This is a genomic window from Hydrogenophaga borbori (assembly GCF_003417535.1).
Lineage (GTDB): Bacteria > Pseudomonadota > Gammaproteobacteria > Burkholderiales > Burkholderiaceae_C > Hydrogenophaga > Hydrogenophaga borbori.
Window position 1 is genome coordinate 106,059 of the sequence record NZ_QVLS01000002.1, and the last position, 26,572, is coordinate 132,630.

Genomic DNA, 26,572 nt, shown 5'->3' on the forward strand with positions numbered 1-26,572 from the left:
GTCAGGCCTTGTGGCCGCTGAGCTGGCTGCCCGCGTCGGGCGGCAGTCGCAGGCAGGCGGGCGTGGCCAGGGCGCCGATGAGGGCAAGCATGAGGAAGGCGATGCCGTAGTCGACCGGCGCAGCCTCGGCCCGGCCGGCGCCGCGCGCGGCCAGCGACACCACCACCGAAGACAGCGCGATGCCGACCATGATGGCGAGCTGCCAGACCATGGTGTTGAGCGTGGTGGCCGCGCCGATGCGCGCCGGCGGCAGTTCGGCGTAGGCGATGGCCGCCACCGCGTTGAACTGCACCGCGCGGAAGAAGCCCGCGATGGACACGGCCAGCGCGATGGCGCCCAGGCCCCAGGATTCGCGGAACAGCGCGCACACCAGCAGGCCGGCCACGCACAGGCTGCCGTTGGCCAGCATCACGCGGCGAAAGCCCCAGCGGCGCAGCATGGGCGTGGTCTGGGTCTTGGTGAGCATGGCGATCAGGCCGGCGGCCAGCAGCACCAGGCCGCTTTGCACTGGCGTGTAGCCCAGGCCCAGCTGCAGCATGAGCGGCAGCAGGAAGGGCAGGGCGCCGTAGCCCACGCGCAGCAGCGAGCCCGACCAGAACGAGGCCGCGAAGGTGGGCACGCGCAGCAGCGAGAAGTCGAGCATGGGCAGCTGCGCGCGGCGGTGGCGCCATCCGTAGGCCAGGCCGAGCGCGGCCATCGGCACCAGCCACAAGGCCCCGCTCCAGCGCCCTTCGCGCAAGCCTTCGAGCACGACGATGGCGATGGCCAGCGCGCCGCCGAGCAGCAACCAGGACAGCGGGTCGAAGCGGCCGTCGGCCGCCTGCCGGATCTGCGGGAAGGCGCGCAGCGAGCCCAGCAGGCACAACAGCGCAATGGGCACGTTGATGAGGAACACCCAGTGCCACGACAGCCAGGTGGTGAGCAGGCCCCCCAGGGGCGGGCCGAGCATGGGGCCGGCCATGGCCAGCGTGATCATCCAGGCCAGCGCGTTCACCAGCTGCGGCTTGGGCGTGACGTGCACGATCGAGGTGCGGCCCACCGGCACCATCAGCGCGGCCGAGGCGCCCTGCAGGGCGCGCGCCGCCACCAGCAGGGGCAGGCTGGTGGCCAGCGCGCACATCAGCGAGCTGAGCGCGAACACCGCCAGCGCGGCCTGGAACACGGTGCGCGTGCCGAAGCGCGCGGCCAGCCAGTCGCCGGTGGGGATGAAGACCACGCTGCAGAGCAGGTAGACGGTCATCGTGAGGTTCAGGCTCAGCGGGTCCACGCCCAGGCTCGCCGCGATGTCGGGTATGGCCGGCGCGATGATGGTCGAGTCCAGCTGCTCCATGAAGAAGGCCAGCCCCACGGTGAGGGGCAGCAGGCGCGCGTTCATGGGCAGCGGGAGGCCGGGCGGCTCAGCGGGCGCCGGGCGAGAAGGCGCTGGGGCGCAGCACCGTGGTGGTCTGGCGCGCCAGCAGCGGGCCGTTGGCTTCGCTGGCGGCCTTGCCTGCCTTCCAGTCGGGGTCGGCGCCGAAGGCCTTCCAGGCGGCCTCGCTGGCGGCCGCGTCGGCGAAGGCCACCAGGTAGAGGAAGGTGTCGGGCTCGCCCTCGGGCTCCCAGCAGTGCAGCAGGGTGATGCCATGGCGGTGGAACAGGGGCATGGTGAGCCGGGCGAAGCGCTCGCGCAGGGCGGGGCCCTGGCCGGGCGCGGCCTCGTAGCGTTTGAGTTCGTGGATCATGGGCAGAGCTTACTGGGTGACCTGGATGCCGCTGGTCTTGACGAACTCCGACCACTTGCGCGCGTCGTTCGCCACCTGCTTGGCGAACTCGGCGGGCGAGTTGCCGCCGGGCTCGGCGCCCACGGTTTCCATGCGCTTGCGCATGGCCGGCGTCTGCAGGGCCGGGCGCAGCACGTTGGCGATGCGCTCGACGATGGCGGGTGGCGTGCCGGCCGGGGCGAACAGGCCGCTCCAGCCGGTGACGTCGAAGCCGGGCACGCCCGATTCGGCGATGGTGGGGATGTCGGGTGTCTGCGGGTAGCGGCGCGCGGTGGTCAGCGCGATGGCGCGCAGCTTGCCCGATTGCATCCAGGTCAAGGCGTCGGAGTAGTTGGCGAAGCTCAGGTGCACGTCGCCGGCCGCGGCCGCCGCCACGGCGGGCGCACCGCCGCGGTAGGGCACGTGGACCATGTTGATGCCCACCTGGTGCTTCAGGATTTCGCCCGCGAACTGCGTGAGCCCACCGGCGCCGCCGAAGTTGAGCTTGCCCGGGTTGGCCTTGGCGTAGGCAATGAACTCCTTGAGGTTGGTCACTGGCAGCGAGGGGTTGACCATCAGCACCAGCGGGTTGGTGTTGATGAGCGTGATGGGGGCGAAGTCCTTCACACCGTCGTAGCCGACCTTGAAGATGTACTGGTTCAGGGTCTGCGGCGCGGCCAGCGCGAGCAGCAGCGTGTAGCCATCGGGCGGGGCCTTGGCCACGAACTCGGTGCCCAGGCTGCCGGCGGCGCCCGGCTTGTTCTCGATGATCACCGGCTGCTTGAGTTCGTCCTGCAGGACGGGCTGGATCATGCGCGCGACGATGTCGCCGATGCCGCCCGGCGCGTAGGGCACGACGATGCGGATGGCCTTGTTCGGCCAGGGATCGCTGGCCAGGGCGAAGGGGCTGCAGAGCGCGAGGCCGGCGCCGAGCAGCGCCAGCGCCGCCAGGCGGCGCGGGATCTTGGGTGTCATGGGCTTTTGTCTCCGAAGGGGTGGGGGGTCAGAGCGGATAGACCATCAAGGTGTCGACCATCCGCGAATCCAGCACGACGCGTCTTTGCGCGATTCGCCATCCCTGAGGTCCCGGCTTGAGCACGTCGTCGTAGCGACCCGTCGCGAAGACCTCGGTCTCGCCGGTGTACATGGTCCGGTAGATCACGAAGGACGTGCGCGCCTCGCAGCATCCGTCGGCCCGGGGTTCGATGAGGGGCCGGCCCATCACATGGCGGTGGGTGTGGCTCTCGAAGATATTGGCGATGCGCAGCGCCTTGACGCGGTCGTCCAGCATGCCGCGACCCTCGCACAGCACGATGCCGATGGGACGGCCGGCCCGCAGGTTCTCGCGCGTGGTCACCTGGTAGACGCCGTCCGGCTCGAAAAAGCCGCTCCATTCCTCGACGCGGTCGTCGTCGAGCGCGTGGCCGTAGCGCTCCAGCAGGTCGGCGATGGCCTCGCGCGCCGCCGGGGAAAGGCTTGGCGCCGCGGCCTGTGCCGGGGTGGGCGTGGGGGTGGGGGTGGGGGTGGGGGAGAGAACGGCGGCGCTCATTCGTGGAATCCCATGATGGTCTGGTAGCCGTGCCAGAAGCCGCGCACGGCCGCTTCGGTGGCGCGCGAAGACTCGTTCGATTCGGCGAGCCTGCCGCCCATCTCGATGAACGAGGCCTTGTCGTCGGAGCCGCGCGTGCCGCGCTGCACGAAGGAGTTGATGCAGCCGTCCTCCAGCGCCACCAGGCCCGCGGCGCCGGTGAGGTTGGCCTGCATGACGCGCATCTTTTCCTGCTCGGGCGTGTCGGTCTCGTAGCCCAGGAAGATCCAGAACAGCTCGGTCTTGTCCACGCCGCGCGGCACCACGAAGCGCACCGCCAGCGAGTTCAGCGTGAGCTGGCTCACCAGTGTGGGAAAGATGGTCTGGATGCTGTGCGTGATCTGGTCGTCGAAGCCGTCCCAGGCCTGCAGCAGCTGCGGGCCGTCGAGCTCGGAGCTGTACTTGGCCGAATGCACCTCGGCGCTCTGGTACTCGGCGGCGGTGTCCAGCGTGGCGCGCTTGCTGTAGCTGATGTGGTGCCACTTCTTCTCGGACAGGATGATGCCGCCGTCCATGTCGAGCCGGTTCACCTTGAAGGTGGTGTAGAAGGTGTGCAGCAGCGTGGCGTGGTAGGAGTCGCGCACGTTCTCGGCGTACAGCTTCCAGTTGTTGTGGATCATCTGGCTGTGCGTGCCGAGGATCTTCAGGGGGTGGTCCATGTTGCGCTTGAGGAAGGCGGTGATGCGATCGCCCAGGAATTCCTCCAGCGGCGGCGTCTCGTCCTGGAAGGTGCCGAAGACGATGCCCGCCATCACCGACACGCGGATCGGCTGCAGGCGGTGCTTGGAGACATCGAAGTCCTCGGGCATGCCGCCCTTGCCCTTGACGCCCTTTTGGAAGGCCACGCCGCGCAGGCGGCCGTCGAGCCGGTAGTTCCAGGCGTGGTACACGCAGGTCAGCGACTTCTTGTTGTCGTGGTCCTTGAGGCAGACCAGGGCGCCCTTGTGCGCGCAGCGGTTGACCATGCCGTGCAGCTCGCCGTTTTCGTCGCGCGTGACGATGATGGGCGTGTCGCCGATCCAGGTGGTGCGGATGTCGCCGGGGTTCTTCACCTCCACCGCGAGGCAGAGGTAATGCCAGATCGGGCCGCGGAAGATCTTCTCCTGCTCCATCTGGTAGATGGCGGGGTCGGAGAAGACGCGGTAGGGCACGCGCGTGGCGCCGCCGGCGGGCCAGCGCAGGCTCACGGGCGGGGCCACGGGGGCCTCGGCCGCGCGCTGGCTCGCGGCGCCAGCGCACGCATCGGCGTCGTGCAGTTCGCAGGAGGTGGTGTCCATGTCTCGTGGGGGCGGGATGAAGAAGGTGTGCGGATGCTAGGGACGCGCCATTCATAAGTCGATAAGATGAAGGCGATCAACAGTATCTGGATTGCAGATGGGACAAGACGCAGCCCCCCGTTTCGACCTCAACCTGCTGCGGGTGTTTCTCGCGGTGTACGACGCCAAGAGCGTGGGCGGCGCCGCCCAGGCGCTGAACATGAGCCAACCGGGCCTGAGCACCGCGCTGGCGCGCCTGCGCAAGCAGCTCGGCGACCCGCTGTTCCTGCGCGGCGCCAGCGGCATGGAACCCACCAGCCGGGCGCGCAGCCTGGCCGATTCGGTGCGCGGCATCATGCGCGCGGTGGACGCCGAGGTGCTCAAGCCGCCGGTGTTCGACCCCACCACTTCCACGCGCGAGTTCCGCATCGCGCTCACCGACATCGCCGAGGGCATCTACCTGCCGATCGCGCTGCGGGCCTTGAAGGAAAACGCCTCGCGCATGAGCCTGCGCTCGGTGTTCATGTCGCCGCGCGACCTGGAGGAGGCAATGGCGGCGGGCGAGGTGGACATGGCGGCCGGCTTCTACCCCGACATCAAGGGCTCGGCCTTCATGCACCGGCGCATCGCGTTGCACTCGTTCGCCTGTCTCGCGGCCGCGCGCCACCCCGAGTTGGGCGAGCGCATGACGCCGGAGCAGTTCGCGCGCCTGCCGCACGTGGTGGTGGAGGCCACCGGCCGCAGCCAGGAGGTGTTCGACCGCTTCCTGCAGCGGCGCCAGCTGCAGCGCGACGTGGTGCTGCGCACGCCGCACTTCATGAGCGTGCCCGTCATCGTGGCGGAGAGCGATGCGGTGGCCGTGGTGCCGCAGGCGCTGGCCGATTTCATCATCGACCACCCGCGCATCAAGCAGGTGCGGCTGCCCTTTCGGCCGCCGACGTTCCAGGCCAACCTGTACTGGCACCGCAGCGCGCACACCGATCCGGCCAACCAGTGGCTGCGCCAGGCGCTGATCCGCGAGTTCCCGCGCCTGCAGGCGCGCGCCTACGACCGCAACGGCCGCGCGGCCAACGCACCGCGCGGCTGAGGGCTCAGGCGGCCTCGGCGGGCAGCGTGCGCATCCAGTCGTCGAGCGCGCGGGCCAGCTCGGCCGGGCATTCCGCGGCGCTGATGTGCGCAGCGTCGACCTCGACGATGCGCGCGCCCGCGATGTCGGCGGCGATGGCCTGCGACTGCGCCAGCGGCGTGGCGAGGTCGTGCCGGCCCGCGACGACCAACGTGGGCGTGTGGATGCGCCGGTTGCCCGGGCGCAGGTCCATGGCCGCGATGGCCTCGCAGGCGCGCACGTAGCCCAGCGAATCGGTGCCAAGCAAGGTCTGGCGCAGGCGCTCGGCCACGGCCTGGCCGGCCGGGCTCTGGCGAAAGCCCGGCGTGAGCCAGCGGTCGAGCGAGGCCTCGGCCACGGCGGGCATGCCGCTGGTGCGCACGGCCTGGATGCGCGTGTCCCACAGCGCGCGGTCGGCGTAGTGCGGCGCGGCGTTGATGACCGCCAGGCCCCGCAGCAGCGAAGGGTGCCGCGCGGCCAGCGCCTGACCGACCATGCCGCCGAGCGACAGGCCGGCGAACACCACGGGTCGCGATGAGACCGAGCGGATCACGGCGGCGGCGTCGTCCGCCAGGTCGTCGATGGTGTAGGGCGCCTCGGGCGAGGGGCCCCGTCCATGGCCACGGTGGTCGTAGCGGACCACGGTGCAGCGCGGGGCGAGCAGGGCGGTGAGCGCGTCCCACATGTGGCGGTCGAGGGCGAGTGCGTGGCTCAGGACCACCAGAGGTCCTTGTCCGTCCTGGGTGATGTTCATGGGGTCTGCCGTGGCGTTGAGGGAACGCCGGGCAGTCTACGGGCGGGGATGGCGCTGGCGCATCGCTCGCAGCGATACGCGGTATCGCGCCGGGCAAGCCCGCCGAGGCCGCCTACGCGAACAGCCGCAGCGCCTGCACGCCCAGCCCCCGGGCCACGCTGGCGTCGCGGTCCCCATGCCAGGCGAGCGCCGCCGGCAGGCGGGCGGCAATGCGCTCGGTCAGGGGCCTGAAGCCGGTGGAGCCGCCGGTGAAGTACACGGCGTCCACCGCGTCGGCGCGCACGCCGCCCGCCCGCAGCGTTTCGTCGGCCGCCGCCACGATGCGCTGCAACTGCGCGTCCAGCGCCTGCACCGCCTGGGCGCCGTCGAGCGTGGCGTGCAGGCCGGGTTCCAGCCGGGCCAGGTCGATGCGGGTGGCGCCGCCCTCGGCGACGGCGATCTTGGCCGCTTCGGCCTGGCCGACGAGGGCGTGGCCCAGGCGCTGTTCCAGCACGGTCATCAGCCGCCGGTACTGCGTGGGGTCGCCGTAGAAGCCGCCCATGCGGCGCAGTTCGGCCATGCGCCGGGGGCTGTAGACCGTGTTGATGAGGTGCCAGGTGGCGAGGTCGAAGTACACGCGGCTGGGCACTTCGCGCGGCGTCTCGCCGGGGCGCCGCGGGCCCAGGCCCTTGTAGCCGCACAGGGGCAGGATGCTGGCCAGCTCGATGTGGCGGTCGAAGTCGGTGCCGGCGACGTGCACGCCGTGGTTGGCCAGGATGTCGCCCTGGCGCTCCAGTCGCCGGCGGCGTTCGGGCCCGACGCGCACGAGCGAGAAGTCCGAGGTGCCGCCGCCGATGTCGGCGACCAGCACCAGCTGCTCGCGCTGCACGGTCTGCTCGTAGTCGAGCGCGGCGGCGATCGGCTCGTACTGGAAGCTCAGCTCGCGCAGGCCGACGGCGCGCGCCGCGTCTTCCAGCGCCTGCTGCGCCTGGGCGTCGCGCACCGGATCGCCGTCGACGAAATAGACCGGCCGGCCCAGCACCGCGCGCTCCAGCGGCGCGCCGGCCTGTTGCTCGGCCAGCGACTTCAGGTGCCGCAGGTAGCCCGAGACCACGTCGAGGTAGCGCACCGAGCGGCCGGCGCCCACCTCGGTGCTCTGCTCGGCCAGGCTGGAGCCGAGGATGCTCTTCATCGAGCGCATGAGCCGCCCCTCATGCCCCTCCATGTAGGCGGCGAGGGCCTCGCGGCCGTACGCGCGCTGCGGCTCCTCGTGGGCCGCCAGCCCCTCCACCTGGTAGAAGACCGCGGTGGGCATGGTGCGCCGGCCGGGCTCGACCTCGACCAGTTCGACGCCGCCGCCGGGCGCTGGCAGCGCGATGGCCGAGTTGGAGGTGCCGAAGTCGATGGCGCAGCTGGGGGCGCGGGCGGGGGCTCGCGCCGCCGGGGCGCTCAAAACCCCACCGCTTGCCCGTCGCGCCGCGAGTCGCTGGCGGCCACGTAGCCGTCCTCCAGGTCGTCGCTCAGGCGGGCGATGAACTGGCCGCTGCCGAAGTCGAGGTAGCTGTCGGCGGTGGGCTCGAAGCGGTGGCCCAGGGCCTTGAGGCCCTCGCGCAGCGCGGGGTCCATGGTGGACTCGAAGTCCACGTCCAGGCCCTTGCCCCACTTCCAGCGTGGCGCGTCGCTGGCGGCCTGCGGCTGCTGGCCGTGCACCAGCATGCGCACCAGCGTTTGCACGTGGCCCTGCGGCTGCATGTTGGCGCCCATCACGCCGAAGCCCATCACCGGCTGGCCGCCGCGCGTGAGAAAGCCTGGAATGATGGTGTGGAAGGGCCGCTTGCCCGGCGCCACCTGGTTGGGGTGGCCGTCCTGCAGCGTGAAGCCGTGGCCGCGGTTCTGCAGACTCACGCCCCAGCCGGGCACCACCACACCGCTGCCGAAGCCCAGGTAGTTGGACTGGATCAGGCTGACCATGCGGCCCTGCGCGTCGGCGGTGGTGAGGTACACCGTGCCGCCGCGCGGCGGCTCGCCCGGCCCGGGGTCGATGGCGCGCTGGGGGTCGATGCGCTGGGCGCGCTCGCGCAAGTAGGCGGGGTCCAGCAGGTCGGCCGCGGTGACCTCGGTCATGTAGCGCTCGTCGGCCACCCAGCGGTAGGTGTCGGCGAAGGCCAGCTTCATGGCCTCGATCTGCAGGTGCTGGCCTTCGATGCTGTCGACCCCGAAGCGGCCGATGTCCAGTTGCTCCAGCATGCCCAGCGCCATCAGCGCGGCGATGCCCTGGCCGTTGGGCGGCAGCTCGTGCACCGTGTGGCCGGCGAAGCCGATCTCGATGGGCTGCACCCATTGCGCCTGTTGGGCGGCGAGGTCGCTGGCGCGCAGCTGGGCGCCGTGCTCGCGGGCGAAGGCCTCGATGGCGGCGGCGATCTCGCCGCGGTAGAAGGCCTCGCCGCGCGTCTGGGCGATGGCGCGCAGCGCGCGGGCGGCATCGGGGAAGGCGAAGCGCTCGCCCACCTGCGGCGCGCGCCCGCGCGGCAGGAAGGCCTGGGCGAAGCCGGGCTTGTCGTGCAGCAGGGGCACGGCCTGCGCCCACTTCTTCGCGATCACCGGCGCCACTGCGTGGCCGCGCTCGGCGAGTTCGATGGCGGGCTCCATCAGATCGGCGAAAGGCAGGGCGCCGAAGCGTTCGGACAGCGCCGCCCAGCCGCTCACGGCGCCCGGCACGGTGACGGCGTCGAAGCCGCGCAGGGGCATCTGGCCACCGTGCTTCTGATCGAAGTAGGTCTTGCTCCAGCCCATGGGCGCCACGCCCGAGGCATTCATGCCGTGCAGGCGCTCGCCGTCCCAGACGATGGCGAAGTTGTCGCTGCCCAGGCCGTTGGAGCAGGGCTCCACCACCGTCAATGCGGCGGCGGTGGCGATGGCCGCGTCGATCGCGTTGCCGCCCTTGAGCAGCATGCGCAGCCCGGCCATCGCGGCCAGCGGCTGGGTGGTGGCCACCGCGTTGCGCGCCATCAGCGGCGCGCGCGAGACGGGGTAGGGGTTGTTCCAGTGAAATTGCATGACGAAGAGGCGGTGGAGAGCACGCCCCTCAGCCGGGGGCCGCGCGGAGCCGGCTTTGCCGGGCCGCAGCGGCCGCCCCCTGGGGGGGGACGGCCGCAGGCCGGCGCGGGGGGATCACTTCAGAACATCCCCCAGGCACAGGTACTTGATCTCGACGTAGTCGTCCATGCCGTGGTGCGAGCCCTCGCGGCCCAGGCCGGACTGCTTGACGCCGCCGAAGGGCACGTGCTCGGTGGCCAGGATGCCCACGTTGATGCCCACCATGCCGTACTCCAGCGCCTCGCTCACGCGGAAGATGCGCCCCACGTCGCGGCTGTAGAAGTAGCTGGCCAGGCCGAACTCGGTGTTGTTCGCGGCGTCGATGGCCTCCTGCTCGGTCTCGAACTTGAAGACCGGCGCGAAGGGGCCGAAGGTCTCCTCGCGCGCGCACAGCATGTCGGCCTTGGCGCCGGCCACCACCGTGGGCTCGAAGAACTGGCCCTGCAGCTTTTTGCCGCCGGCCACCACCGTGCCGCCCTTGGCCACGGCGTCGTCCACGTGGCGCTGCACCTTGTCCACCGCCGCGTCCTCGATCAGCGGGCCCTGCACCACGCCGTCTTCAAAACCGTTGCCCACCTTGAAGGCCTGGACCTTGGCGGCGAACTTCTTCACGAACTCGTCGTACACGCCGGCCTGCACGTAGAAGCGGTTGGCGCAGACGCAGGTCTGCCCGGCGTTGCGGTACTTGCTGGCCAGCGCGCCTTCCACGGCGGAGTCGATGTCGGCGTCGTCGAAGACGATGAAGGGGGCGTTGCCGCCCAGCTCCAGCGCCAGCTTCTTCACCGTGGGCGCGCACTGCGCCATGAGGATGCGGCCGACTTCGGTGGAGCCGGTGAAGCTCAGGTGGCGCACCGTGTCGCTGGCGCACAGGGCCTTGCCCACGGCGATGCTCTGCTGCGAGTCGGCGGTGATGACGTTGAGCACGCCGGCCGGGATGCCGGCGCGCACGGCCAACTCGGCGGCGGCCAGGGCCGTCAGCGGCGTGAGCTCGGCCGGCTTGATCACCACCGGGCAGCCGGCGGCCAGGGCCGGCGCCACCTTGCGCGTGATCATGGCCAGCGGGAAGTTCCAGGGCGTGATGGCCGCGCACACGCCAATGGGCTGCTTGAGCACCAGCAGGCGGCGGTTGGGGTCGAAGGTGGGCAGGGTCTCGCCGTTGACGCGCTTGGCCTCCTCGGCGAACCACTCGACGAAGCTGGCGCCGTAGGCGATCTCGCCCTTGCCCTCGGCGAAGGGCTTGCCCTGCTCGGCGGTAAGGATGCGGCCCAGGTCTTCCTGGTTCGCCATCAGCAGGTCGTACCACTTGCGCAGCAGGTTGGCGCGTTCCTTGGCGCTGCGCGCGCGCCAGGCCGGCCAGGCCTTGTCGGCGGCGGCGATGGCGGCCTCGGCGTCGGCCGCGCCCAGGTTGGCCACGTCGGCCAGCTTTTGGCCGGTGGCGGGGTCGTGCACGTCGAAGCGGGCGCCGCCCTTGACCCACTGGCCGTTGATGAGGCCGTCGGTCTTGAGCAGGCTGGGGTCTTTCAGCAGGGCCAGGGGGGAGGTTTTCATGTCCATGGGTGTCTCCGTCGGTTCGCGAGGCAGCGGGAAGGTGAAAATTTAACTTGTTAAATAATTCAGGGCGCGATTGTGCTCCCGATCCGGGGTGGGAGCATAGCCCCGGGGGTGGGGCGGGGTGCGCGAACGCCGGCGACCGCCCACCCGGGGCGGTGGTTTTCCCCGGGATGGTGGCGCCTGTCCCGCATGTTGGAAAATAGCGGGTTCGCGTGCCCGGCGCGCTCCCACCCCGCAGCCCCAAAGGTCCTATGACAGCCCCCACGACCGCTCCCGTCTCCGTCGCCGACATCCGCAAGAGCTTCCTGGACTTCTTCGCCTCCAAGGGGCACACGGTGGTGCCGTCCAGCCCGCTGGTGCCGGGCAACGACCCCACGCTCATGTTCACCAACTCGGGCATGGTGCAGTTCAAGGACGTGTTCCTGGGCACCGACAAGCGCCCCTACGTGCGGGCCGCGTCCGTGCAGGCCTGCCTGCGCGCCGGCGGCAAGCACAACGACCTGGAGAACGTGGGCTACACCGCGCGCCACCACACCTTCTTCGAGATGCTGGGCAACTGGAGCTTTGGCGACTACTTCAAGCGCGAGAGCCTGAAGTGGGGCTGGGAGCTGCTGACCGAGGTCTACAAGCTGCCCAAGGAGCGCCTGCTCGCCACCGTCTACCACGAAGACGACGAGGCCTTCGACATCTGGACCAAGGAAATCGGCCTGCCGCCCGAGCGCGTGATCCGCATCGGCGACAACAAGGGCGGCAAGTACAAGAGCGACAACTTCTGGATGATGGCCGACACCGGCCCCTGCGGCCCCTGCTCGGAGATCTTCTACGACCACGGCCCGCACATCCCCGGCGGCCCCCCGGGCAGCCCCGACGAGGACGGCGACCGCTTCATCGAGATCTGGAACCACGTGTTCATGCAGTTCGACATGAAGGAAGACGGCAGCGTGGTGCCGCTGCCCGCGCCCTGCGTGGACACCGGCATGGGCCTGGAGCGCCTGGCCGCCATCCTGCAGCACGTGCACAGCAACTACCAGATCGACATCTTCGCGGCGCTGATCGAGGCCGCCGCGCGCGAGACCCACACCAGCGACCTGGCCAACCCTTCGCTCAAGGTCATCGCCGACCACATCCGCGCGACCGCCTTCCTGGTGAGCGACGGCGTCATCCCCAGCAACGAGGGCCGCGGCTATGTGCAGCGCCGCATCGTGCGCCGCGCCATCCGCCACGGCTACAAGCTGGGCCAGAAGACGCCCTTCTTCCACAAGCTGGTGCCGGTGCTGGTGCGGCTGATGGGCGCGGCCTATCCCAACCTGGCCCGTCAGGAGTCGCGCATCGTCGAGGTGCTCAAGGCCGAGGAGGAGCGCTTCTATGAAACGCTGGCCAATGGCATGGAGATCCTGGACGCCGCGCTCGCGGGCGGCCAGACGGTGCTGCCCGGCGACGTGGCCTTCAAGCTGCACGACACCTACGGCTTCCCGCTGGACCTGACCAACGACGTCTGCCGCGAGCGCGGCGTGGCCGTGGACGAGGCCGGCTTCCAGGCCGCCATGGAGCGCCAGAAGGCGCAGGCCCGAGCGGCCGGCAAGTTCAAGATGGACAAGGCGCTGGAGTACGGCGGGGCGGGCAACCAGTTCGTGGGCTACGAGCGGCTCGAGGCCCCGGGCAAGATCGTCGCGCTGTACCTCGACGGCACCCCCGTGGCCGCGCTCAAGAGCGGGCAGAGCGGGGTGGTGGTGCTCGACAGCACGCCCTTCTACGCCGAGAGCGGCGGCCAGGTGGGCGACGAAGGCCTGATCAGCGCCGGCTCGGCGCGCTTCGCGGTGGCCGACACGCAGAAGATCAAGGCCGACGTGTACGGCCACCACGGCACGGTGGAACAGGGCACGCTCAACGTCGGTGATGCGGTGAACGCGCAGGTGAACACCGCGCAGCGCGCCGCCACCGTGCGCAACCACAGCGCCACCCACCTGATGCACAAGGCCCTGCGCGAGGTGCTGGGCGATCACGTGCAGCAGAAGGGCTCGCTGGTGAACGCCGAGCGCACGCGCTTCGACTTCGCGCACAACGCGCCGCTCAGCGATGAACAGGTCCGCCGCATCGAGGCCCTGGTGAACGCCGAGATCCTGGCCAACGCGGCCACGCAGGCGCGCCTGATGGACATCGAGTCGGCCCAGAAGACCGGCGCCATGATGCTGTTCGGCGAGAAGTACGGCGACACCGTGCGCGTGCTCGACATCGGCAGCAGCCGCGAACTGTGCGGCGGCACGCACGTGACGCGCACCGGCGACATCGGCCTGTTCAAGGTGGTGGGCGAGGGCGGCGTGGCCGCCGGCGTGCGCCGCATCGAGGCCGTCACGGGCGAGAACGCGCTGGCCTACCTGCAGTCGCTGGAAAGCACCGTGGCCCAGGCCGCGGGCGCGCTGAAGGCGCCGGCGTCCGAGCTCACCGCACGCGTGGGCCAGACGCTGGAGCAGATCAAGGCGCTGGAGAAGGAAATCGCCGCGCTCAAGGGCAAGCTGGCGTCCAGCCAGGGCGACGAGCTGCTGGGCCGCGCGGTGGACGTGAAGGGCCTCAAGGTGCTGGCCGCCACGCTCGACGGCGCCGACGCCAAGACCTTGCGCGACACGATGGACAAGCTCAAGGACAAGCTCAAGAGCGCGGCCATCGTGCTGGCGGCGGTGGACGGCGGCAAGGTGCAGCTGGCCGCCGGCGTCACGGCCGACAGCGTGGGCAAGGTGAAGGCCGGTGAGCTGGTGAACTTCGTCGCCCAGCAGGTGGGCGGCAAGGGCGGCGGCAAGCCCGACATGGCCATGGCCGGCGGCACCGACCCGAGCGGGCTGGCGAAGGCCCTGGCGTCGGTGCAGGGCTGGGTGGCCGAGCGGGTCTGATCAGCCCGGCTGGCCCGAGGTGTCCACCATGTCCGCCGGGCGCGAGGCCACGAAGCCCAGCCGGCCGATCTGAAACAGCACGTTGCGCAGCAGGCGCGCCAGTTGCGCGCGCGCTTCGCGCGAGGGCGCGAGGGCCATCAGCGAGATCGAGGGCAGGCGGGTTTCCACCGCGTCGTCCTCGGCGGCGGCCCAGGGGCGCAGCAGGTGGTCGCGGCCCATGGCCAGGCGCGCGTCGACCAGGGCGACCGCGCGCTCCAGCTTGCGCATGTCCTCGAAGCCGATGTCCCAGCAGACCTGGCGGCCCTCGTGGCGTTCGATCACGCTGCAGCCCAGCGGCAGCGTCCAGCGCTTGGGCTCGGTCTTGCTGGAGAGCAGGCGGCGGGCGTGTTCCCACAGCGAACCGGTGTCGGCCACGAAGGACTCCAGCGCCTGGCGGATTTCCACCGCCATGTCGCCCTGCGAGCCCGGGCCGGGCACCACGACCACGCCGTCGCCGTCCAGGCGCGAGCCGTCCACCGTGATGCGCTGCGGGTGCCAGCTCTTGGCCACCGAATCGGCGACGCCGCGCACGAGCTCGCGCGCGGCCCAGGGGGCCAGCATGAGGGTGACGCCGCCGGACTGCAGCACGCGCAGGTCGACCGGCGTGGCCGAGCCCTCGCCCAGCAGGCGCTGCAGCACGGTGGCGGCCTCGCGCTGGTCGTGGCGGTCGGCGCCCATCAGCACCACCACCACGTGGGGCACGGTGCGCTTCATGGCCGGCGCGATGCAGACCATGCACTGCACCTTGGCCTGGGTCTGGGAGAACACGTCGCAGGAACTGCGCGGGGGCAGCACGGCGCCGTCGTGGTTGAGCGCCTGCACGACGGCGGCGGGCGTATCGATGGAAGTGCGGGGCATGTAAGGCGAAAGCGCGACAGCGGGTACAGCGAGGGCGGTGTCCCACCCTCTCTCGTCGGCAGCTTCGAGGTTTTCTTGACCTGGCGTTCCCCGCCAGCGGATCGCCTGCGCCTGTGGGCGACCGCCGGTCAGTGCAAGGGCCAGTCCAGCGTGCGCGCGCTCTCGAAGCGCCGGGCCTGGCCCGTCACCGGGTCGGTGAACGCGATGGCGCGCGCCAGCAGCCGCAAGGGGTCGGTGAAATCCTCGGCCTCGTCGGGGCCGCGCCGCACGCGTGGGTAGAACTGGTCCCCCGCGATGGGCAGGCCCAAGGCGTCGAGGTGCACGCGCAGCTGGTGGCGCTTGCCCGTGCGTGGTGCCAGGCCGTAGCGCGCCCAGGCGCCGCGCACCTCCAGCCGCTCGACGCGCGTTTCGCTGTTGGGCTCGCCCTCGGCCTCCACCATGCGGAAGAAGGCCTCCACGTCTTCCTCGATGCGGCTGCGGCGGGTGAGCGGCAGCGCGAGCGCGGGGTCGTGCGGCGCGATGGCCTCGTAGGTCTTGTCGACCGCGCGCTCGCGGAACAGCGCGTGGTAGGCGTTGCGGTCCTGCGGCCGGAGGTTGAACACCACCAGGCCGGCGGTTTCTCGGTCGATGCGGTGGATGGGGTTGAGCGTGTCCAGCCCCGTGCGCTGCTTGAGTCGCACCATCAGGCTGTGCCGCACATAGCGCCCGCTGGGCGTGACGGGCATGAAGTGCGGCTTGTCGGCCACCAGCAGGTGCCCGTCCTGGAACAGGATCTGGGGCTCGAAGGGAATCTCCGCTTCGTCCTCGATGTGGCGCCAGTAGTAGAGCCGGGCGCCGGGCTCGCAGGGGGCCTCGGGCGCCAGGGCCTGGCCATGGTCGTCGAGCACCTCGCCGCGCGCCAGGCGCCGCGCCCATTCGCCGGGGGCGATCACCGGCAGGCGCTCGCTCAGGAACTGCAGCACCGAGGCCCAGGGCGCCGGCTTGGCGAAGGGAATGGCCACGCAACTGGGCGACACGCCCTCGCGCGTGGGGATCAGGGGGTTCTTGGGGCGGTGCGCCATGCGGGTGTCAGACGGGCGAGAGGGCCGCTTTGTACCGCAGGCGCCGGTCGGGCGTGTCGGGCACGGGCGGCGGGCTGGCGTGGCGCACCCGCGGGGTCGCCGCCGGGCCCGAACAGCACGGGGCCGACCGACTGCGCTGCGCGCATCCTATGGGCGCCGCGCTTCAAAGCTGATGATTGCGTCGTCCTTCTGCGGCGCTTTGCCGTGCTGGTAGTTGCCTGACACCACCACATCAGTGAAACCGGCCTCTCGCAACGCGAGCGAGAATTCATGGACACCCCACCAGCGCAATTCGAACAAATCGAGCTCGGTCGCCATTAGGCGTCCACTGTGCCAATGCTCATAGCGGAGACTGGAAAGGGTCGTCTGCGAGATGTGGTTGGTTTCGAGTCGATGGTCCGTCAGTGTCAGCAGGTCGCCGTCTTCCGTCACCCAATGGCGAACGGAACCGGAAGGCCCAAGAAATCCGCCGATGGCATCGAGGTCGATGATCACCCTCCCATTGGGCGACAATTGATCATGGAACCGCTTCAATAAGGCGCCAGCCGAGGCCACGTCCGTGACCAGCTGAAACGACCCGGCTGGAACGATGATGGCAGCAAAGCTCTTCTCGTAAGAGAATTCTTCGAATGTCTGTTGCGTCAAGCCGGCGGAGAGATTTCGGGCCTGGCACTCACGCCGGCAGTAATCAAGCATCTCATTGGACGCATCGAAGCCCTCCATTTGGAAACCAGCTTCAAGCATCGGCACAAAAATGCGGCCGTTGCCGACAGCGGGCTCAAGAATGGGGCCGGCCGGGCCATTCTGCAGGCGCTGTCGATAGTACTCTATGTCCCCAAAGGAACGGCCGACCGGTTTGTCCAGGTTGTAAACCCAAGAGGCCAGTTTTCCATATCGGTTGTGCATTTCGTCTGTCGGGGGCATGGCTGGTAATGGGCCCCGCGCAGATTCCTGCGCATTGCATTGATGCGAGGCCTCACACCAAAGGCCGCCCATTCCGGCGAATTCTCGCCAGTATGCCATGGAAATATCTTCGGAAATTGGGCGGGCCAGCCGCTTGCCATGCACCACAACGCGAAATCCGGCGGGTCTCGGCGCGACAAAGCCGCCATGGCCAATGGGGACGGGTTCAAAGCATTCATCCGCAACAGCGCTGCAAAGCGTTCCACCGCGCAGGGAAATTTCACGCCCCGGATTCCCGATACCGCTTTCCATTGAAAACACGCAGGTTCCGCTGGATAGGCAGGCATCCTGTCTGACTCGGGAGGGTCTGCACCCACCCTGGCCCGCCCGCGTGACGCGAGGCATTGCCGCATGAAGCAAATGGGCCTGTGCGGCGGGTGTGGTGCAGCGCTTCCCTAAAGCTTGGCGGCCCCCTGGAGGCGCTGGCCCTTCTTCAACCGATCGAAGAAGCCTTGCACGGCGGACTCGGCGCGGCTGTCGTCCAGGCGGACGGCGCTTCGCCCCTGCGCAGGGCCGCCGTGCAGAGATCCCAGCGCTCCAGCGGGTCGATCAGTGTCAGGATGGCCTGCAGGCACAGCGCGTGCAGCGAGCCGCTGGCCTCGTTGCGCGCCGGCAGTGGATTGAAGATGGCGTCGAACCGCTGGAGCCGCTCGCGGGGCGTGCATGGCGGGTGGCAGGCCTGCTCCAGCAGGGGGGGGCAGCGTGCGCCCGTTCAATGGCCGATTCAATGGCCGACCGCCGGATGGGCCGGATGGGCCTCTCGCGCTCAGACCCGGCGCCAGACCAGGTCCCACACGCCGTGGCCGAGCTTCAAGCCGCGGTTCTCGAACTTGGTGAGCGGGCGGTAGTCGGGCTTGGGGGCGTAGCCACCGGCGTCGTCGCCCACGCTGTTGCGCAGCAGGGGCTCGGCGCGCAGCACCTCCAGCATCTGCTCGGCGTAGGGCTGCCAGTCGGTGGCCAGGTGCAGGTAGCCGCCGGGCTTGAGCTTGTTGGCCAGGCGGTTCACGAACGGGCCCTGGATGAGGCGGCGCTTGTGGTGTTTGGTCTTGTGCCAGGGGTCGGGGAAGAACACGTGCACGCCGTCCAGGCTGGCGTCGGCCAGCATGTGGTCCATGACCTCGACCGCGTCGTGGCGCAGGATGCGGATGTTCTCCAGCCCGCCGTCGCCCGCGAGCTTGAGCAGCGCGCCCACGCCGGGCTCGTGCACCTCGCAGCAGAGGAAGTTGTCCTGCGGCCGCACGCTGGCGATGTGGGCCGTGGCGCCGCCCATGCCGAAGCCGATCTCCAGCACCAGTGGGGCCTCGCGGCCGAAGGCGGCGCGGGCGTCCAGGTGCTGGTCGGCGGTGTAGGGCAGCAGGAAGCGCGGGCCATAGACCTCGTAGGCCTTGGCCTGCGCGGCCGTGGTGCGGCCCGCGCGCAGCACGTAGCTCTTGACCTGCCGCAGGAAGGGCACGTCGCTGGGGGGAGTGCGCGGTTGCGCGTGGCGGGGGTCGGTCATGGTCGGGCCGGGATTTTAGGGGGCGTGCCGACCGGGCCGCCCATGGCCGGGCCCGCCAGGCCCGCCAGGCCCGTCGGCGCGACGGCCTCCATCGTGCAGACAGACGGACAGCAGGCCTTGAAGGGCCCGGGCCGCGTCCTCGCGGTGCATCGACAGCAGCGCATCGGCCTCGACGCGATCGCGCAGCGCGGCCAGCTGGCGCCGGCGTTGCGCCAGGTCGGGCGCGTGCAGGGCACAGAACAGCTGGGCGAAGGCGGATACCGTGTGGGCCAGCGCCGGCGGCGCGTGCAGCGGCGACGCATCCTCGGAGGGGCACAGGCCCTTGCGCAGCACGTACAGGGCCCCTTGCAAGGCCAGGAGGTGAACGGGCGGCCGGGCCGGCGTGAAAGGGGCGAAGGGAGGCCGCATCGACTGCTGGATCCACGAGGTGCAGGCGCCATAGAGCCGCTGCGCGAAGTGCGGTCGATGCGCCACGTCGATGGCGTGCGTCAGGTCGCTGAGCAACTCGAACAGGTGCTGGATGGCCACCGTGGCATCGCCCCCGTCGGGGTCCGACAGGCGCAGCAGCGCGCGCAGGACGAGGGCGTCGAGCCGGCGCTGGTTCGGCGCCGACTGCCTAGACCGCTGGAACGATTGCACCACCGGCGCCAACTGCGCGGCCAGCACGCGGCAGAGTTCGCGCCACAGGGTCCAGTGCGTCGATGGGCCCGGGCTCGGTGCGCGGTGCAGGGCCGCCCAGGTGCGTTCCGTCGCGCGGTGCTCGGGTTTTTGCAGGTGAGACACCAGGTGGAAGAGGCGGGCGGTGGGGTCGGTGGGCGCATGGAAGGGGTGCCACCGCTCGTAGCCGCGGAACAGGTCCGCGCGCGCCGCGGGATCTTGTTGCGCCAGCAGGACGCGGAGGACCGCGGCGTGCGTCGCCGCCTGCTCGGGGGTGCGCGCCGGCAGGCGGGGCATGAGCAGCAACCAGAGGGCCGAGGCCGGGCCGTGTGGCTGGCGGCCGCGGCTGAAGGGCGGGGGGTTGTCGCGCACCAGCCGCGCGGCACGCCCGGCGGCGAGCGGGTTGTGCGGTGGGTGCGGACCGGGGTTCGGCAGGCCCGGGCCAGGCCATGAGTGGCGCCGTGCGTGGGATGGGGACAGGGCTTTGCTGCAGGACATGGGCCGGGTTCAGTGGAGCGGGCTGGGCAGGAACAGCGTGTGGATGAGTCGGGCGATGTCCGGCGCGTGGCTCTTGGTGATGGACCGGTCGAATCGGAGCGACAGCGCGTTCAGCCAGTGCCGCCGGGACTCTTCCTGCTGGTCGCGGGCCGCCAGCTGGCACAGGAAGCCATGGGCGAACAGCACGGCCGCCTCGTCGACCATGGGCTGGTTCGTCTCCGGTGGGGGCGGCAGATCGCGGAGCGGTGTCGTGTATGCGGTCAGCGCCTGCAGGGCACCCTGCCAGGCCGCCTGCAGGGCGGGCGCTCCCTGCCACTCCAGGCTCGCGCCGAACAGGCCCTGGAGGCAGGGCAGGCGATCGGCCGACGGCAAGGCGTCGGCCAGGTCCCGCACCAGATCGAACAGCTGGGGAATGGCGAGTGCCAGGGCGCCCGAGGTGGGTGTCGCCAGGCGGGTCAGGGCGTCGAAGACCCGGTGCGTGGCCGGGCCGTGTTTCGGGTCCCGTTGCATGACGTGCCACAGGGCGGGCGCGGCGCGCGCCAGCAGCACGCGGCACAAGGCGCGGCAGGCGGGCCATGGGACCTGGGCGGGCAACTGGGGGACCGCCGGCAAGGCCGCCTCGAGCAGGGTCGCGGGGTCGGGCGGCGTCGCTTCGCCCAGCTGGGCGAGGTGACCGAACCAGCGCCGCATGTCCGAACCACCGCCGTACGTGGCCTCGAAGCCCGCGATGCAATTGTCGCGCAGGGCGGGCGGCAGCGAGAGGACGGCCCGAACGCAGGCGTCGACCAATGCCATGTTCCGCGTGGGATGGAGCCAACGCCACAGCCGCTGGATCAGGGCGGCGCGGATGATTTCGTTCAGCCCGCCGTCGCTGGCGATGCCCAGGATGGCCAGCAGGGCCGGCTCATGGGGGCGTTCGTCCTGCCAGGGGGACTGCAGGTGGTCCAGCAAGACCTTGGGGGTGTGCGCGCGCCGCGCGTGGGCCAGGCACAGGTCCAGCAGCCGCGCCCGGTCGATGCGCAGCTGCCAGACGCCTTCCAGGTGGTTGACGATGCCCAGCAGGTCCGACCAGGCATGGGCCTTGTCTTGCAGCGCGACGTCCATCCAACTGAACAGAAGGGCTTCGAAGCGCTCCTGGTCTTCCTTCTGTGCGGGGGCTTTGGCGCGAGACGTGCGAATCACCACCGTTCCATCGCCCGTGGTCTCGAGGGTGAACCAGGCGCCCAGCGCCGCCAGCGCCTGACCCGCCAGCGGCGCGCGCCGGCTCTGGCGCCATTGGCGTTGTTCCCGCAGCGCCTTGAAGTCCTGGCGCAGACCGTCGTGCGGCCCGAGGTGGGGCTGGACGGCGTCGATCAGGCGGACGAGGGCGTTCGCCGTGAGGGCGCACTGGGGGTTTTGGCACAGCGCCAGGAGTTGGCCCAGGCGCTCGCGATCGACCAGGTCGGTGGTCTGCGCCTGCGCGAGCAGGTCGATGAGGGGGGCGGCGTCGCCGCGTTGCGCGCAGAGCAGACACAGCGCCCATTCGTTCTTCGCGCTGAGTGCCCAGTTCAGCTCAGCCTGCACCACCTTGTCGACGGCGAGCTTGTCGCGCCAGGGCATGCCCGACTTGATGTGGTCGTACAGGCGGAGGAACCACTGGTGCCGGGCCTCGTCGGTCCCCCAGTCGCTCTCGATGAGGCGAAGCTGCTGGATCGCGGGCTGCATGTCGCCGTGGCGGCTGGCCTCGAGGGACCAGGACAGCCAGAGCCCGCTGTCGGGCTGCCATTTGTGCCGCTTCATGGCCGCGACGACCACCCGCGCCACCATGCCCCAGGGCGCGGGCGGTGGGCCTTTCAGCAGGCGGCCGATGTCTCTGTAGAACAGGACCTCCTCGCGGCGTGACGCGTCGTCGGTCAGGTGCTTCTCGGGGCAGATCAGCCGCGCCCATGTCCAGGTGCCCGCGACGGGGTCCCATTCGGCCTGCGCCTCCAGCCGGCTCTGGAGGCCGTAGCGTTCACGCAGTTCCTTCGGCGTGGGTGGCGTGGCGCTGAATGGGCCGGGGTTGGTGCCGATCACCGCGGCGGCGGGGTTGGCCGGTGGGGACCCTGGGGTGGGGCCGGGATCGGTGGTGGCGGTGGGGGGCTGTGGGCCAGCCGCCGTCGGCGGCGCCGGGAAGCGGCTGGTTCTTGTGTTGCCCAGTTGGGGGACTTGGGGGCGCATGGGTGGTGGTCCGGGGGGGGCGGTGGCGTTCAGTGTTCGATGTGCCGGGCGAGCGGTTCGGTTGCCGAGGGGGTGGCCGCCTGGCCCCCACGCGGCGTGGCCAGGGTGCGCACGGCGCCTTGCAGGGCCAGCAACGGGATGGGCGGTGCCGATGCGGCGTCACCCGGCTGAAGGGCCGTGGCGATGAGCTGGGTGCAGGTGGCGTCGAGCTGGTGCAGGAAGGTCTCGCGGTGGCCCTCGGGCAGGGCCTGGACGAGGTCGCCGAGCAGCTCGAACTGGCGGTCGATGGCCGTGGACTTGCGGGTTCCGGCCTGGGCCGACAGCCGCCACAGGACCTGCACGACGAGGGCGTTGAACCGCTGCCGGTCCGCCGACGGCAATGACGCGGTCTGGAAGAACCGGATGCGCTCGGCCATCGACCGGGCGAGCTGCCCACACAGGCGGCGCCAGTGGTCCCAGTCGACGCGGGCGTCCGGGTGAGGGGCTTCGCCGAAGCGCGCCCAGGCGCTCTCGCTGGACCGGTAGTCCTCGTTCTCCAGCCGGGCCACGAGCTCCACCAGGGCGACGAGCCCCTTGCCCGCAGGGGAGAGGCTGTCCCGGTAGGCCCGCAGCAAGACCTTGCCGGTGTCGGGCTCGAGCCGGCGGAACACGGTGCGCAGGAAGTCCTCGTGCAGCGCGGTGTGCGCCTCGTAGGGCGGCAGTTGCCGGGCCAGGTGCTTCAGCAGGGCGGTGCGGCCTGCCGGCGCAAAGCGCAGGTCGCTGGCGAGCGCCAGCAGCTGGCGCAGCATGGCTTCGTCGAGTGGACCCGCGCGCTGCATGGCCAGTCGCTGGTCCAGCGAGGACAGGCTGTTCGAGCGCGACACCTCCCGCAGGCACAGGGCCAGCCATTGCCGGTCGTCCAGCGGCCGCTTCCAGGCGCTCTCGACCAGCTCGAGCAGCGAGCGCACGTCCCCCCAGGCGGGCCCTTGCGGGTTTTCCAGTTCGATGCGAACCCATTGGAGCAAGGCCCGCCAGGCGTTCGCCTGCTGTTCGGGCGTGGCGGGGGCCTGGTCGGCGCCGCTCCACCCATACGTGAGCCTGGCCTGGCCGGCCCGCGGGCTGGACAAGGGCGCGGTGTTTCGTTGCAGCACGAACCAGGGTCGCAGCGCTGGCCTGGCCTGGTCGAACCAACGCTGCGACACCTCGGTGAACAGCTGCTTCAACGGGGCCTGCAGCCCGTGGTCCTCGCCGAGGCGCCGGGCGAGTGCCTGGGCGAGCCGCAGGGTGCGCTGCGCGACCAAGGCATCGTCCTTGCCGATGCTCGCCAGGCTGAGCCTGGTGAGCTGCTCCAGCAGGGCGCGGCCCGTGTCGCCCCGCAGCGCTGCGGCCGGCAGGTGTTGGATCTGGTGCTCGATGGCGCTGAGCTCGATGTGGGCGTACTGGCCCCAGTCGATGGCGCGCACCAGGGTGCGGAGCACCGTGCGCGTGGCGGCATCGGTCTCGTGGGTGTGGCCGGCCGTGGCCCAGCCCTGGCGGGCCAGCCCCGCGATGGCGGACAGGATGCCCTGCCACTGGGTCTGCAGCGCCGCATGGGGCAGCAGGGCGGCGAGCCGGTCGGCGTAGAGCGTCAGCAGGCGGCGGTGCAGCGAGAGGTCCTGGGTGCCGCGCAGCACCGCATCCAGCAGCTTCTGCACCTTCTGCATCTGCCGGCCCTGGGCCCAGGTGTCGCAGACGGTGATGAGCGCGTCGACCTCGCCGGGGCTGAGCACCGGCTGGTTCAGTTGGAAGGCGTCGGGCCGCTCGTCCCCGGGGGGCGCGAAGAGGCGTGGGCTGTTCTGGAACAGCGTCTGGTAGGCCTGTGGGTAGCCGCCGCCCCGGCGCGGGCTGCGCAGGGCGCGCAGGGCATCGGCGCAGCGCGCTTGCAGGGGCGCGTCGCGCAGGTGCTCGTCCAGCAGCGCCTGGGCGGCCAGGAGCAGGCGCTGGCGGTCGCCCTGGTTCAGCGGGGCGTTGTGGGCGAGGTCCAGGACATCCTGGAACAGCTCCTTGTCGATGAAGCGGTGCGCGTCTGGCGGCGGGGCCTTCAACCAATCGATCAGGGCCTGCGGCTGGCCGCCGTGCCGGGCGCCGATCAGGCAGAGGTTCAACCATTCCCCGGGTCCCAGCGGCCAGGGCAAAGCCGGCAACAGCGCCTGCATGGCCGCCAGGGGCAGGCCGCCGGTGCGGCCCGCCTGCTCGTGCAGCCAGGCCACGACGCGCGCGCGCGCGTCGTCGTCGCGCGCGTCGTTCGAGGCCGCCGCGAGCCGCAACTGCTGGCAGGCGGTGCGCAGCAGTGCGGCGCGATCGTTCTCGTTCAGCCGCGGGTCTGCGCACACCGACAGCAGGTCATCGAACAGCGGGCTGTCGGGCGAGTGAATGGACTGGCGGTGTTCCAGCTGGTATTGCAAGGCGTGGGCCTTGCCGCTGCGCTGGGCCTCCGCGACGCACCAGTGCCACCACACCAGGGCATCGAACGGGCGCTCCAGGGTGGCGCTGACGGTGACGGCCAGCTGCACCAGCTGGCCCCAGGGAACGCCCTGCGGATGGGCCAGCTGCGCGTCGATGAAGCCCATGAGCGAGGACAGGGCGAGCGGCAGGTCTTTCGGCCGCTTGAACGCACCGCCTTCTTGCCGGACCCGGATCCGCGACAGCCTGTCGGGCTGGCTGCCCGAGCCGCTGTGCCACTCGAGGGTGAGCCAGTCCGAGAGCCGCGCGATGTGCACCTGGGCCAGCGCCTGGTGGCTTGCCCGGACCAGCCGATGGAAGCGCGCCTGCAAGACGGCCGCGCCGCCGGTGGGCCGCGACCCGCAGGCGGCGGCCAGCGCCTTGGCGCCCTCCCGCGCCTGCTTGAGCACGGCGGGATCGTTCTGTTCGCTGCCCAGGCGCAGCAGCAGCCCCAGCAGGTCGGCAAGGTGCTTGCCCTCCGCCGGCGCAGGCACTGGCGCCGGGCCATGGGAGAGGTGGTGGCCCAGCTCGCTGGCGGCGAGGCTGATGGCGGCCACGGGGTCGAAGCGGCCGAGCAGTTGCAGCAGCGCCAGGCGCGCGGCGGGTTTCAGGTGGCGGGGGGTGTCCACCAGGAACCAGCCGCTGGCGCCCAGGGCGCGGATGGCGTCGAGCACGCCGCCGCCCTGTCCGCCGGCCCAGGCGCTGGTGGGGCTCTCGTTCAGCGCCGCCGCGTGCGCCGCCAGCAGCGTGTGGTGCGCGCCCAGGTCGTCGACGGCCGACAGGACCAGGCCCAGCAAGGCGATGGCCCGGGGTGCCTGGCCGTCGCGGAACCAGGCCGCGCACAGCGTGCCGACAGCGGGCAGGTGCGGCAGCAGCGCCTCGCTTCGGTGGACGGTGAGCTCGAATGTGTCGTGCTGGAAGTTGTGTTGCAGGGGCGGGGATGCGCCGCCGAACAGCCTGTCGAGCGCCTCGCTGACGTCCGCTTCGCTGGTGGCGAACGCCGGCCCGAACCAGGCGCAGGCCTCGTCCGGCGGTGGTGGGGGTTCGTCGTCGGCGGCAGGCCCCGACGGACCGTGGGGCGCCTCGTGCCGTGCGCGGTCCTCGAGCCGCTGGCGGACGTGGCCCGAAGGTGTGTTGGGCGGCGCCCGCCGGGGCCGGACCGCCGCCTCGTGCTGTTCGAGCGCGGCGCGTGCCGCGTCGTTGTCGGGCAGGGCGTCGATCAGCTGGCGGTACGCCAGGTGCAGGCGCGGGTCGTCGAAGGGGTGCGGCAGCAGCGGCAGCATCCCGCGCAGCAACGCGATGCGCCGCTCGTCCGGCACGTCGGGGCGCCGGTAGCGCTCCAGCAGATCGCGCAGCAGCCCGGCGTCGGCCGGCGCGCCGTCGAGCCAGGTGCTCAGCAGGTTCAGCAGGGGCCGGGGGTTGAGGCGGAGCAGGGCCTCGTCCCGGCAGAGGGTGAGCCGCTCCTCGAGGTCGAGGGGGCGGTGCAGGCACGGCATCAGCTCATCGACGAGGGTTTGCAGTTCGGCCCAGGGCAGGGCGTCCGTGCCCTGGGTCTGCTGTTCGTGCACCCATTGCAGCAGTTCCCGGCGGGCGGTCTCCGGGGCCTTGTCGACGAGGGCCTGCTTGACCTGGACGTCCAGCAGCCGTCGCCCGTCGGGTCCGGGCGGCCAGGCGACGTTCAGCAACAGCCAGTCGTTGATCCGCAGCGTGGTCACGCCGCTGAGGGCGCTTGGCAAGGCCTGGACCATCACGTTGACCAGTGCCTGGACGGCGGGTGGGTTGGCCTGTCCGGTGGGCGCGGCGCCATTGGCCACGCGTTGGGCCAGGTCCACGGCGGTGCGGACCAGCGCATGGCTGCCCAGGTCCAGGGCCTGCTGGCTGAGGCGGTACAGGCGCTGCACCAGTTTCTGGGCGTCGTTCTCGGACAAGGGGGCCTTGGCCTGCTCCAGCGCCAGCACGGTGGCCGTCAATTCCCGCAGCGCCGTGGCGACGCCCGCCTCGGGGTGAAAGGCCAGCACGAGCCGGCGCAGTGCGGCTGGGGTGTGCCGCGTGAGCTGGTGGCCGAGCGCGTGGAGGCAGGTGGCGATGGCGGGGAGGCGGGCGTCGTCCCAGGGCGGGGGCGCGAGCGTGAGCAGGTCGTCGCCGTGCTGGTCCAGCAGTTGATGGCCCAGGGTGGGCGTGTCTGCCTGGTCGATGACCGCGTCGAGGAAGGCAAGGCCTTCCTGTGGGTCTTGCGGTGCCGGCGAGGCGAACCATTCGGCGCAGGCGGCGGCGATGAGGGCGTGGTGCGCCGCCGGATCGATCGAGCGGGTGAAGCGAAACCGTGGCGGCTGCCCAGGGGATGCTTCGCGCACCACCAGCGGCGGGTCGCCGCCAAGCAGCGCGT

General features: G+C 71.0%; 18 protein-coding genes. 2 read left to right on the plus strand and 16 right to left on the minus strand.

Going from position 1 to position 26,572, the window contains the following annotated elements; genetic code table 11:
• Nucleotide 1: 1 nt before the first annotated feature.
• From DY262_RS03745 to DY262_RS03765, 5 genes are read right to left on the minus strand one after another with little or no spacing between them, the layout of a single operon-like run.
• Entirely contained in the window at nt 2-1,375 is a 1,374-nt protein-coding gene (locus DY262_RS03745; RefSeq protein ID WP_116957645.1) for an MFS transporter, read from the minus strand.
• A gap of 22 nt (nt 1,376-1,397) precedes the next feature.
• Complete coding sequence (locus DY262_RS03750; RefSeq protein WP_116957646.1) at nt 1,398-1,721, minus strand: NIPSNAP family protein; 324 nt, start codon at nt 1,719-1,721, stop codon at nt 1,398-1,400.
• 9 nt (nt 1,722-1,730) lie between these two features.
• Nucleotides 1,731-2,714 (minus strand): Bug family tripartite tricarboxylate transporter substrate binding protein, encoded by a 984-nt coding sequence (locus DY262_RS03755; RefSeq protein WP_116957647.1) that lies wholly within the window; start codon nt 2,712-2,714, stop codon nt 1,731-1,733.
• A 28-nt stretch (nt 2,715-2,742) separates the two neighbouring features.
• Nucleotides 2,743-3,288 carry an aromatic-ring-hydroxylating dioxygenase subunit beta gene (locus DY262_RS03760; protein ID WP_116957648.1) on the minus strand — a complete coding sequence of 182 codons (546 nt, stop codon included), beginning with the start codon at nt 3,286-3,288 and terminating at the stop codon, nt 2,743-2,745.
• A complete protein-coding gene (locus DY262_RS03765) occupies nt 3,285-4,604 on the minus strand; it encodes an aromatic ring-hydroxylating oxygenase subunit alpha (RefSeq protein WP_245980801.1) in 1,320 nt (439 codons plus the stop codon). The genes DY262_RS03760 and DY262_RS03765 overlap by 4 nt, the downstream gene beginning before the upstream one ends.
• Before the next feature lie 97 nt (nt 4,605-4,701).
• Between DY262_RS03765 and DY262_RS03770 the strand changes: the two genes are divergently transcribed.
• Nucleotides 4,702-5,670 carry a LysR family transcriptional regulator gene (locus tag DY262_RS03770; RefSeq protein ID WP_116957649.1) on the plus strand — a complete coding sequence of 323 codons (969 nt, stop codon included), beginning with the start codon at nt 4,702-4,704 and terminating at the stop codon, nt 5,668-5,670.
• A 4-nt stretch (nt 5,671-5,674) separates the two neighbouring features.
• On the opposite strand, the gene DY262_RS03775 is transcribed toward DY262_RS03770, so the two are convergent.
• The 4 genes from DY262_RS03775 to DY262_RS03790 all read right to left on the minus strand — a co-directional run bounded on the left by DY262_RS03775 (nt 5,675) and on the right by DY262_RS03790 (nt 11,071).
• Nucleotides 5,675-6,442 (minus strand): alpha/beta fold hydrolase, encoded by a 768-nt coding sequence (locus DY262_RS03775; protein WP_116957650.1) that lies wholly within the window; start codon nt 6,440-6,442, stop codon nt 5,675-5,677.
• 112 nt (nt 6,443-6,554) lie between these two features.
• Nucleotides 6,555-7,874, minus strand: a complete 1,320-nt coding sequence (locus DY262_RS03780; protein ID WP_116957651.1) for an Hsp70 family protein — start codon at nt 7,872-7,874, stop codon at nt 6,555-6,557.
• Entirely contained in the window at nt 7,871-9,478 is a 1,608-nt protein-coding gene (locus DY262_RS03785; protein WP_116957652.1) for a gamma-glutamyltransferase family protein, read from the minus strand. The genes DY262_RS03780 and DY262_RS03785 overlap by 4 nt, the downstream gene beginning before the upstream one ends.
• A gap of 114 nt (nt 9,479-9,592) precedes the next feature.
• Nucleotides 9,593-11,071 (minus strand): NAD-dependent succinate-semialdehyde dehydrogenase, encoded by a 1,479-nt coding sequence (locus DY262_RS03790; protein ID WP_116957653.1) that lies wholly within the window; start codon nt 11,069-11,071, stop codon nt 9,593-9,595.
• A 248-nt stretch (nt 11,072-11,319) separates the two neighbouring features.
• Here DY262_RS03790 and alaS point away from each other — a divergent pair, with 248 nt between their 5' ends.
• Nucleotides 11,320-13,953, plus strand: a complete 2,634-nt coding sequence (alaS, locus tag DY262_RS03795) for an alanine--tRNA ligase (protein ID WP_116957654.1) — start codon at nt 11,320-11,322, stop codon at nt 13,951-13,953.
• Here the strand turns inward: alaS and DY262_RS03800 are convergent, their stop codons facing one another.
• From DY262_RS03800 to DY262_RS03830, 7 genes are all read right to left on the minus strand, one after another.
• Nucleotides 13,954-14,850: a hypothetical protein gene (locus DY262_RS03800; RefSeq protein WP_116957655.1), complete on the minus strand. Its 897-nt coding sequence runs from the start codon at nt 14,848-14,850 to the stop codon at nt 13,954-13,956.
• A gap of 128 nt (nt 14,851-14,978) precedes the next feature.
• The gene (locus DY262_RS03805; RefSeq protein ID WP_116957656.1) at nt 14,979-15,911 is read right to left on the minus strand and encodes a pseudouridine synthase; all 933 of its coding nucleotides are present in this window, start codon (nt 15,909-15,911) and stop codon (nt 14,979-14,981) included.
• 147 nt (nt 15,912-16,058) lie between these two features.
• The gene (locus DY262_RS03810; RefSeq protein WP_245980802.1) at nt 16,059-17,126 is read right to left on the minus strand and encodes a class I SAM-dependent methyltransferase; all 1,068 of its coding nucleotides are present in this window, start codon (nt 17,124-17,126) and stop codon (nt 16,059-16,061) included.
• A 514-nt stretch (nt 17,127-17,640) separates the two neighbouring features.
• Nucleotides 17,641-18,372, minus strand: coding sequence for a tRNA (guanosine(46)-N7)-methyltransferase TrmB (trmB, locus tag DY262_RS03815; protein WP_116957657.1), 732 nt, complete (start codon nt 18,370-18,372; stop codon nt 17,641-17,643).
• Between the two features lie 15 nt (nt 18,373-18,387).
• The gene (locus tag DY262_RS03820; RefSeq protein ID WP_116957658.1) at nt 18,388-19,401 is read right to left on the minus strand and encodes a hypothetical protein; all 1,014 of its coding nucleotides are present in this window, start codon (nt 19,399-19,401) and stop codon (nt 18,388-18,390) included.
• Nucleotides 19,402-19,536: 135 nt separating this feature from the next.
• Complete coding sequence (locus tag DY262_RS03825) at nt 19,537-21,582, minus strand: hypothetical protein (RefSeq protein WP_116957659.1); 2,046 nt, start codon at nt 21,580-21,582, stop codon at nt 19,537-19,539.
• Between the two features lie 173 nt (nt 21,583-21,755).
• Nucleotides 21,756-26,540, minus strand: coding sequence for a hypothetical protein (locus DY262_RS03830; protein WP_147326172.1), 4,785 nt, complete (start codon nt 26,538-26,540; stop codon nt 21,756-21,758).
• Nucleotides 26,541-26,572: the final 32 nt, after the last annotated feature.

Coding starts and splice junctions, on each gene's coding strand:
- DY262_RS03805 (WP_116957656.1), bottom strand. CDS start 15,911: ATGGCGCACCGCCCCAAGAACCCCCTGATCCCCACGCGCGAGGGCGTG.
- DY262_RS03810 (WP_245980802.1), bottom strand. CDS start 17,126: ATGGAAAGCGGTATCGGGAATCCGGGGCGTGAAATTTCCCTGCGCGGT.
- DY262_RS03790 (WP_116957653.1), bottom strand. CDS start 11,071: ATGGACATGAAAACCTCCCCCCTGGCCCTGCTGAAAGACCCCAGCCTG.
- DY262_RS03785 (WP_116957652.1), bottom strand. CDS start 9,478: ATGCAATTTCACTGGAACAACCCCTACCCCGTCTCGCGCGCGCCGCTG.
- alaS (WP_116957654.1), top strand. CDS start 11,320: ATGACAGCCCCCACGACCGCTCCCGTCTCCGTCGCCGACATCCGCAAG.
- DY262_RS03800 (WP_116957655.1), bottom strand. CDS start 14,850: ATGCCCCGCACTTCCATCGATACGCCCGCCGCCGTCGTGCAGGCGCTC.
- trmB (WP_116957657.1), bottom strand. CDS start 18,372: ATGACCGACCCCCGCCACGCGCAACCGCGCACTCCCCCCAGCGACGTG.
- DY262_RS03745 (WP_116957645.1), bottom strand. CDS start 1,375: ATGAACGCGCGCCTGCTGCCCCTCACCGTGGGGCTGGCCTTCTTCATG.
- DY262_RS03755 (WP_116957647.1), bottom strand. CDS start 2,714: ATGACACCCAAGATCCCGCGCCGCCTGGCGGCGCTGGCGCTGCTCGGC.
- DY262_RS03760 (WP_116957648.1), bottom strand. CDS start 3,288: ATGAGCGCCGCCGTTCTCTCCCCCACCCCCACCCCCACCCCCACGCCC.
- DY262_RS03770 (WP_116957649.1), top strand. CDS start 4,702: ATGGGACAAGACGCAGCCCCCCGTTTCGACCTCAACCTGCTGCGGGTG.
- DY262_RS03775 (WP_116957650.1), bottom strand. CDS start 6,442: ATGAACATCACCCAGGACGGACAAGGACCTCTGGTGGTCCTGAGCCAC.
- DY262_RS03765 (WP_245980801.1), bottom strand. CDS start 4,604: ATGGACACCACCTCCTGCGAACTGCACGACGCCGATGCGTGCGCTGGC.
- DY262_RS03750 (WP_116957646.1), bottom strand. CDS start 1,721: ATGATCCACGAACTCAAACGCTACGAGGCCGCGCCCGGCCAGGGCCCC.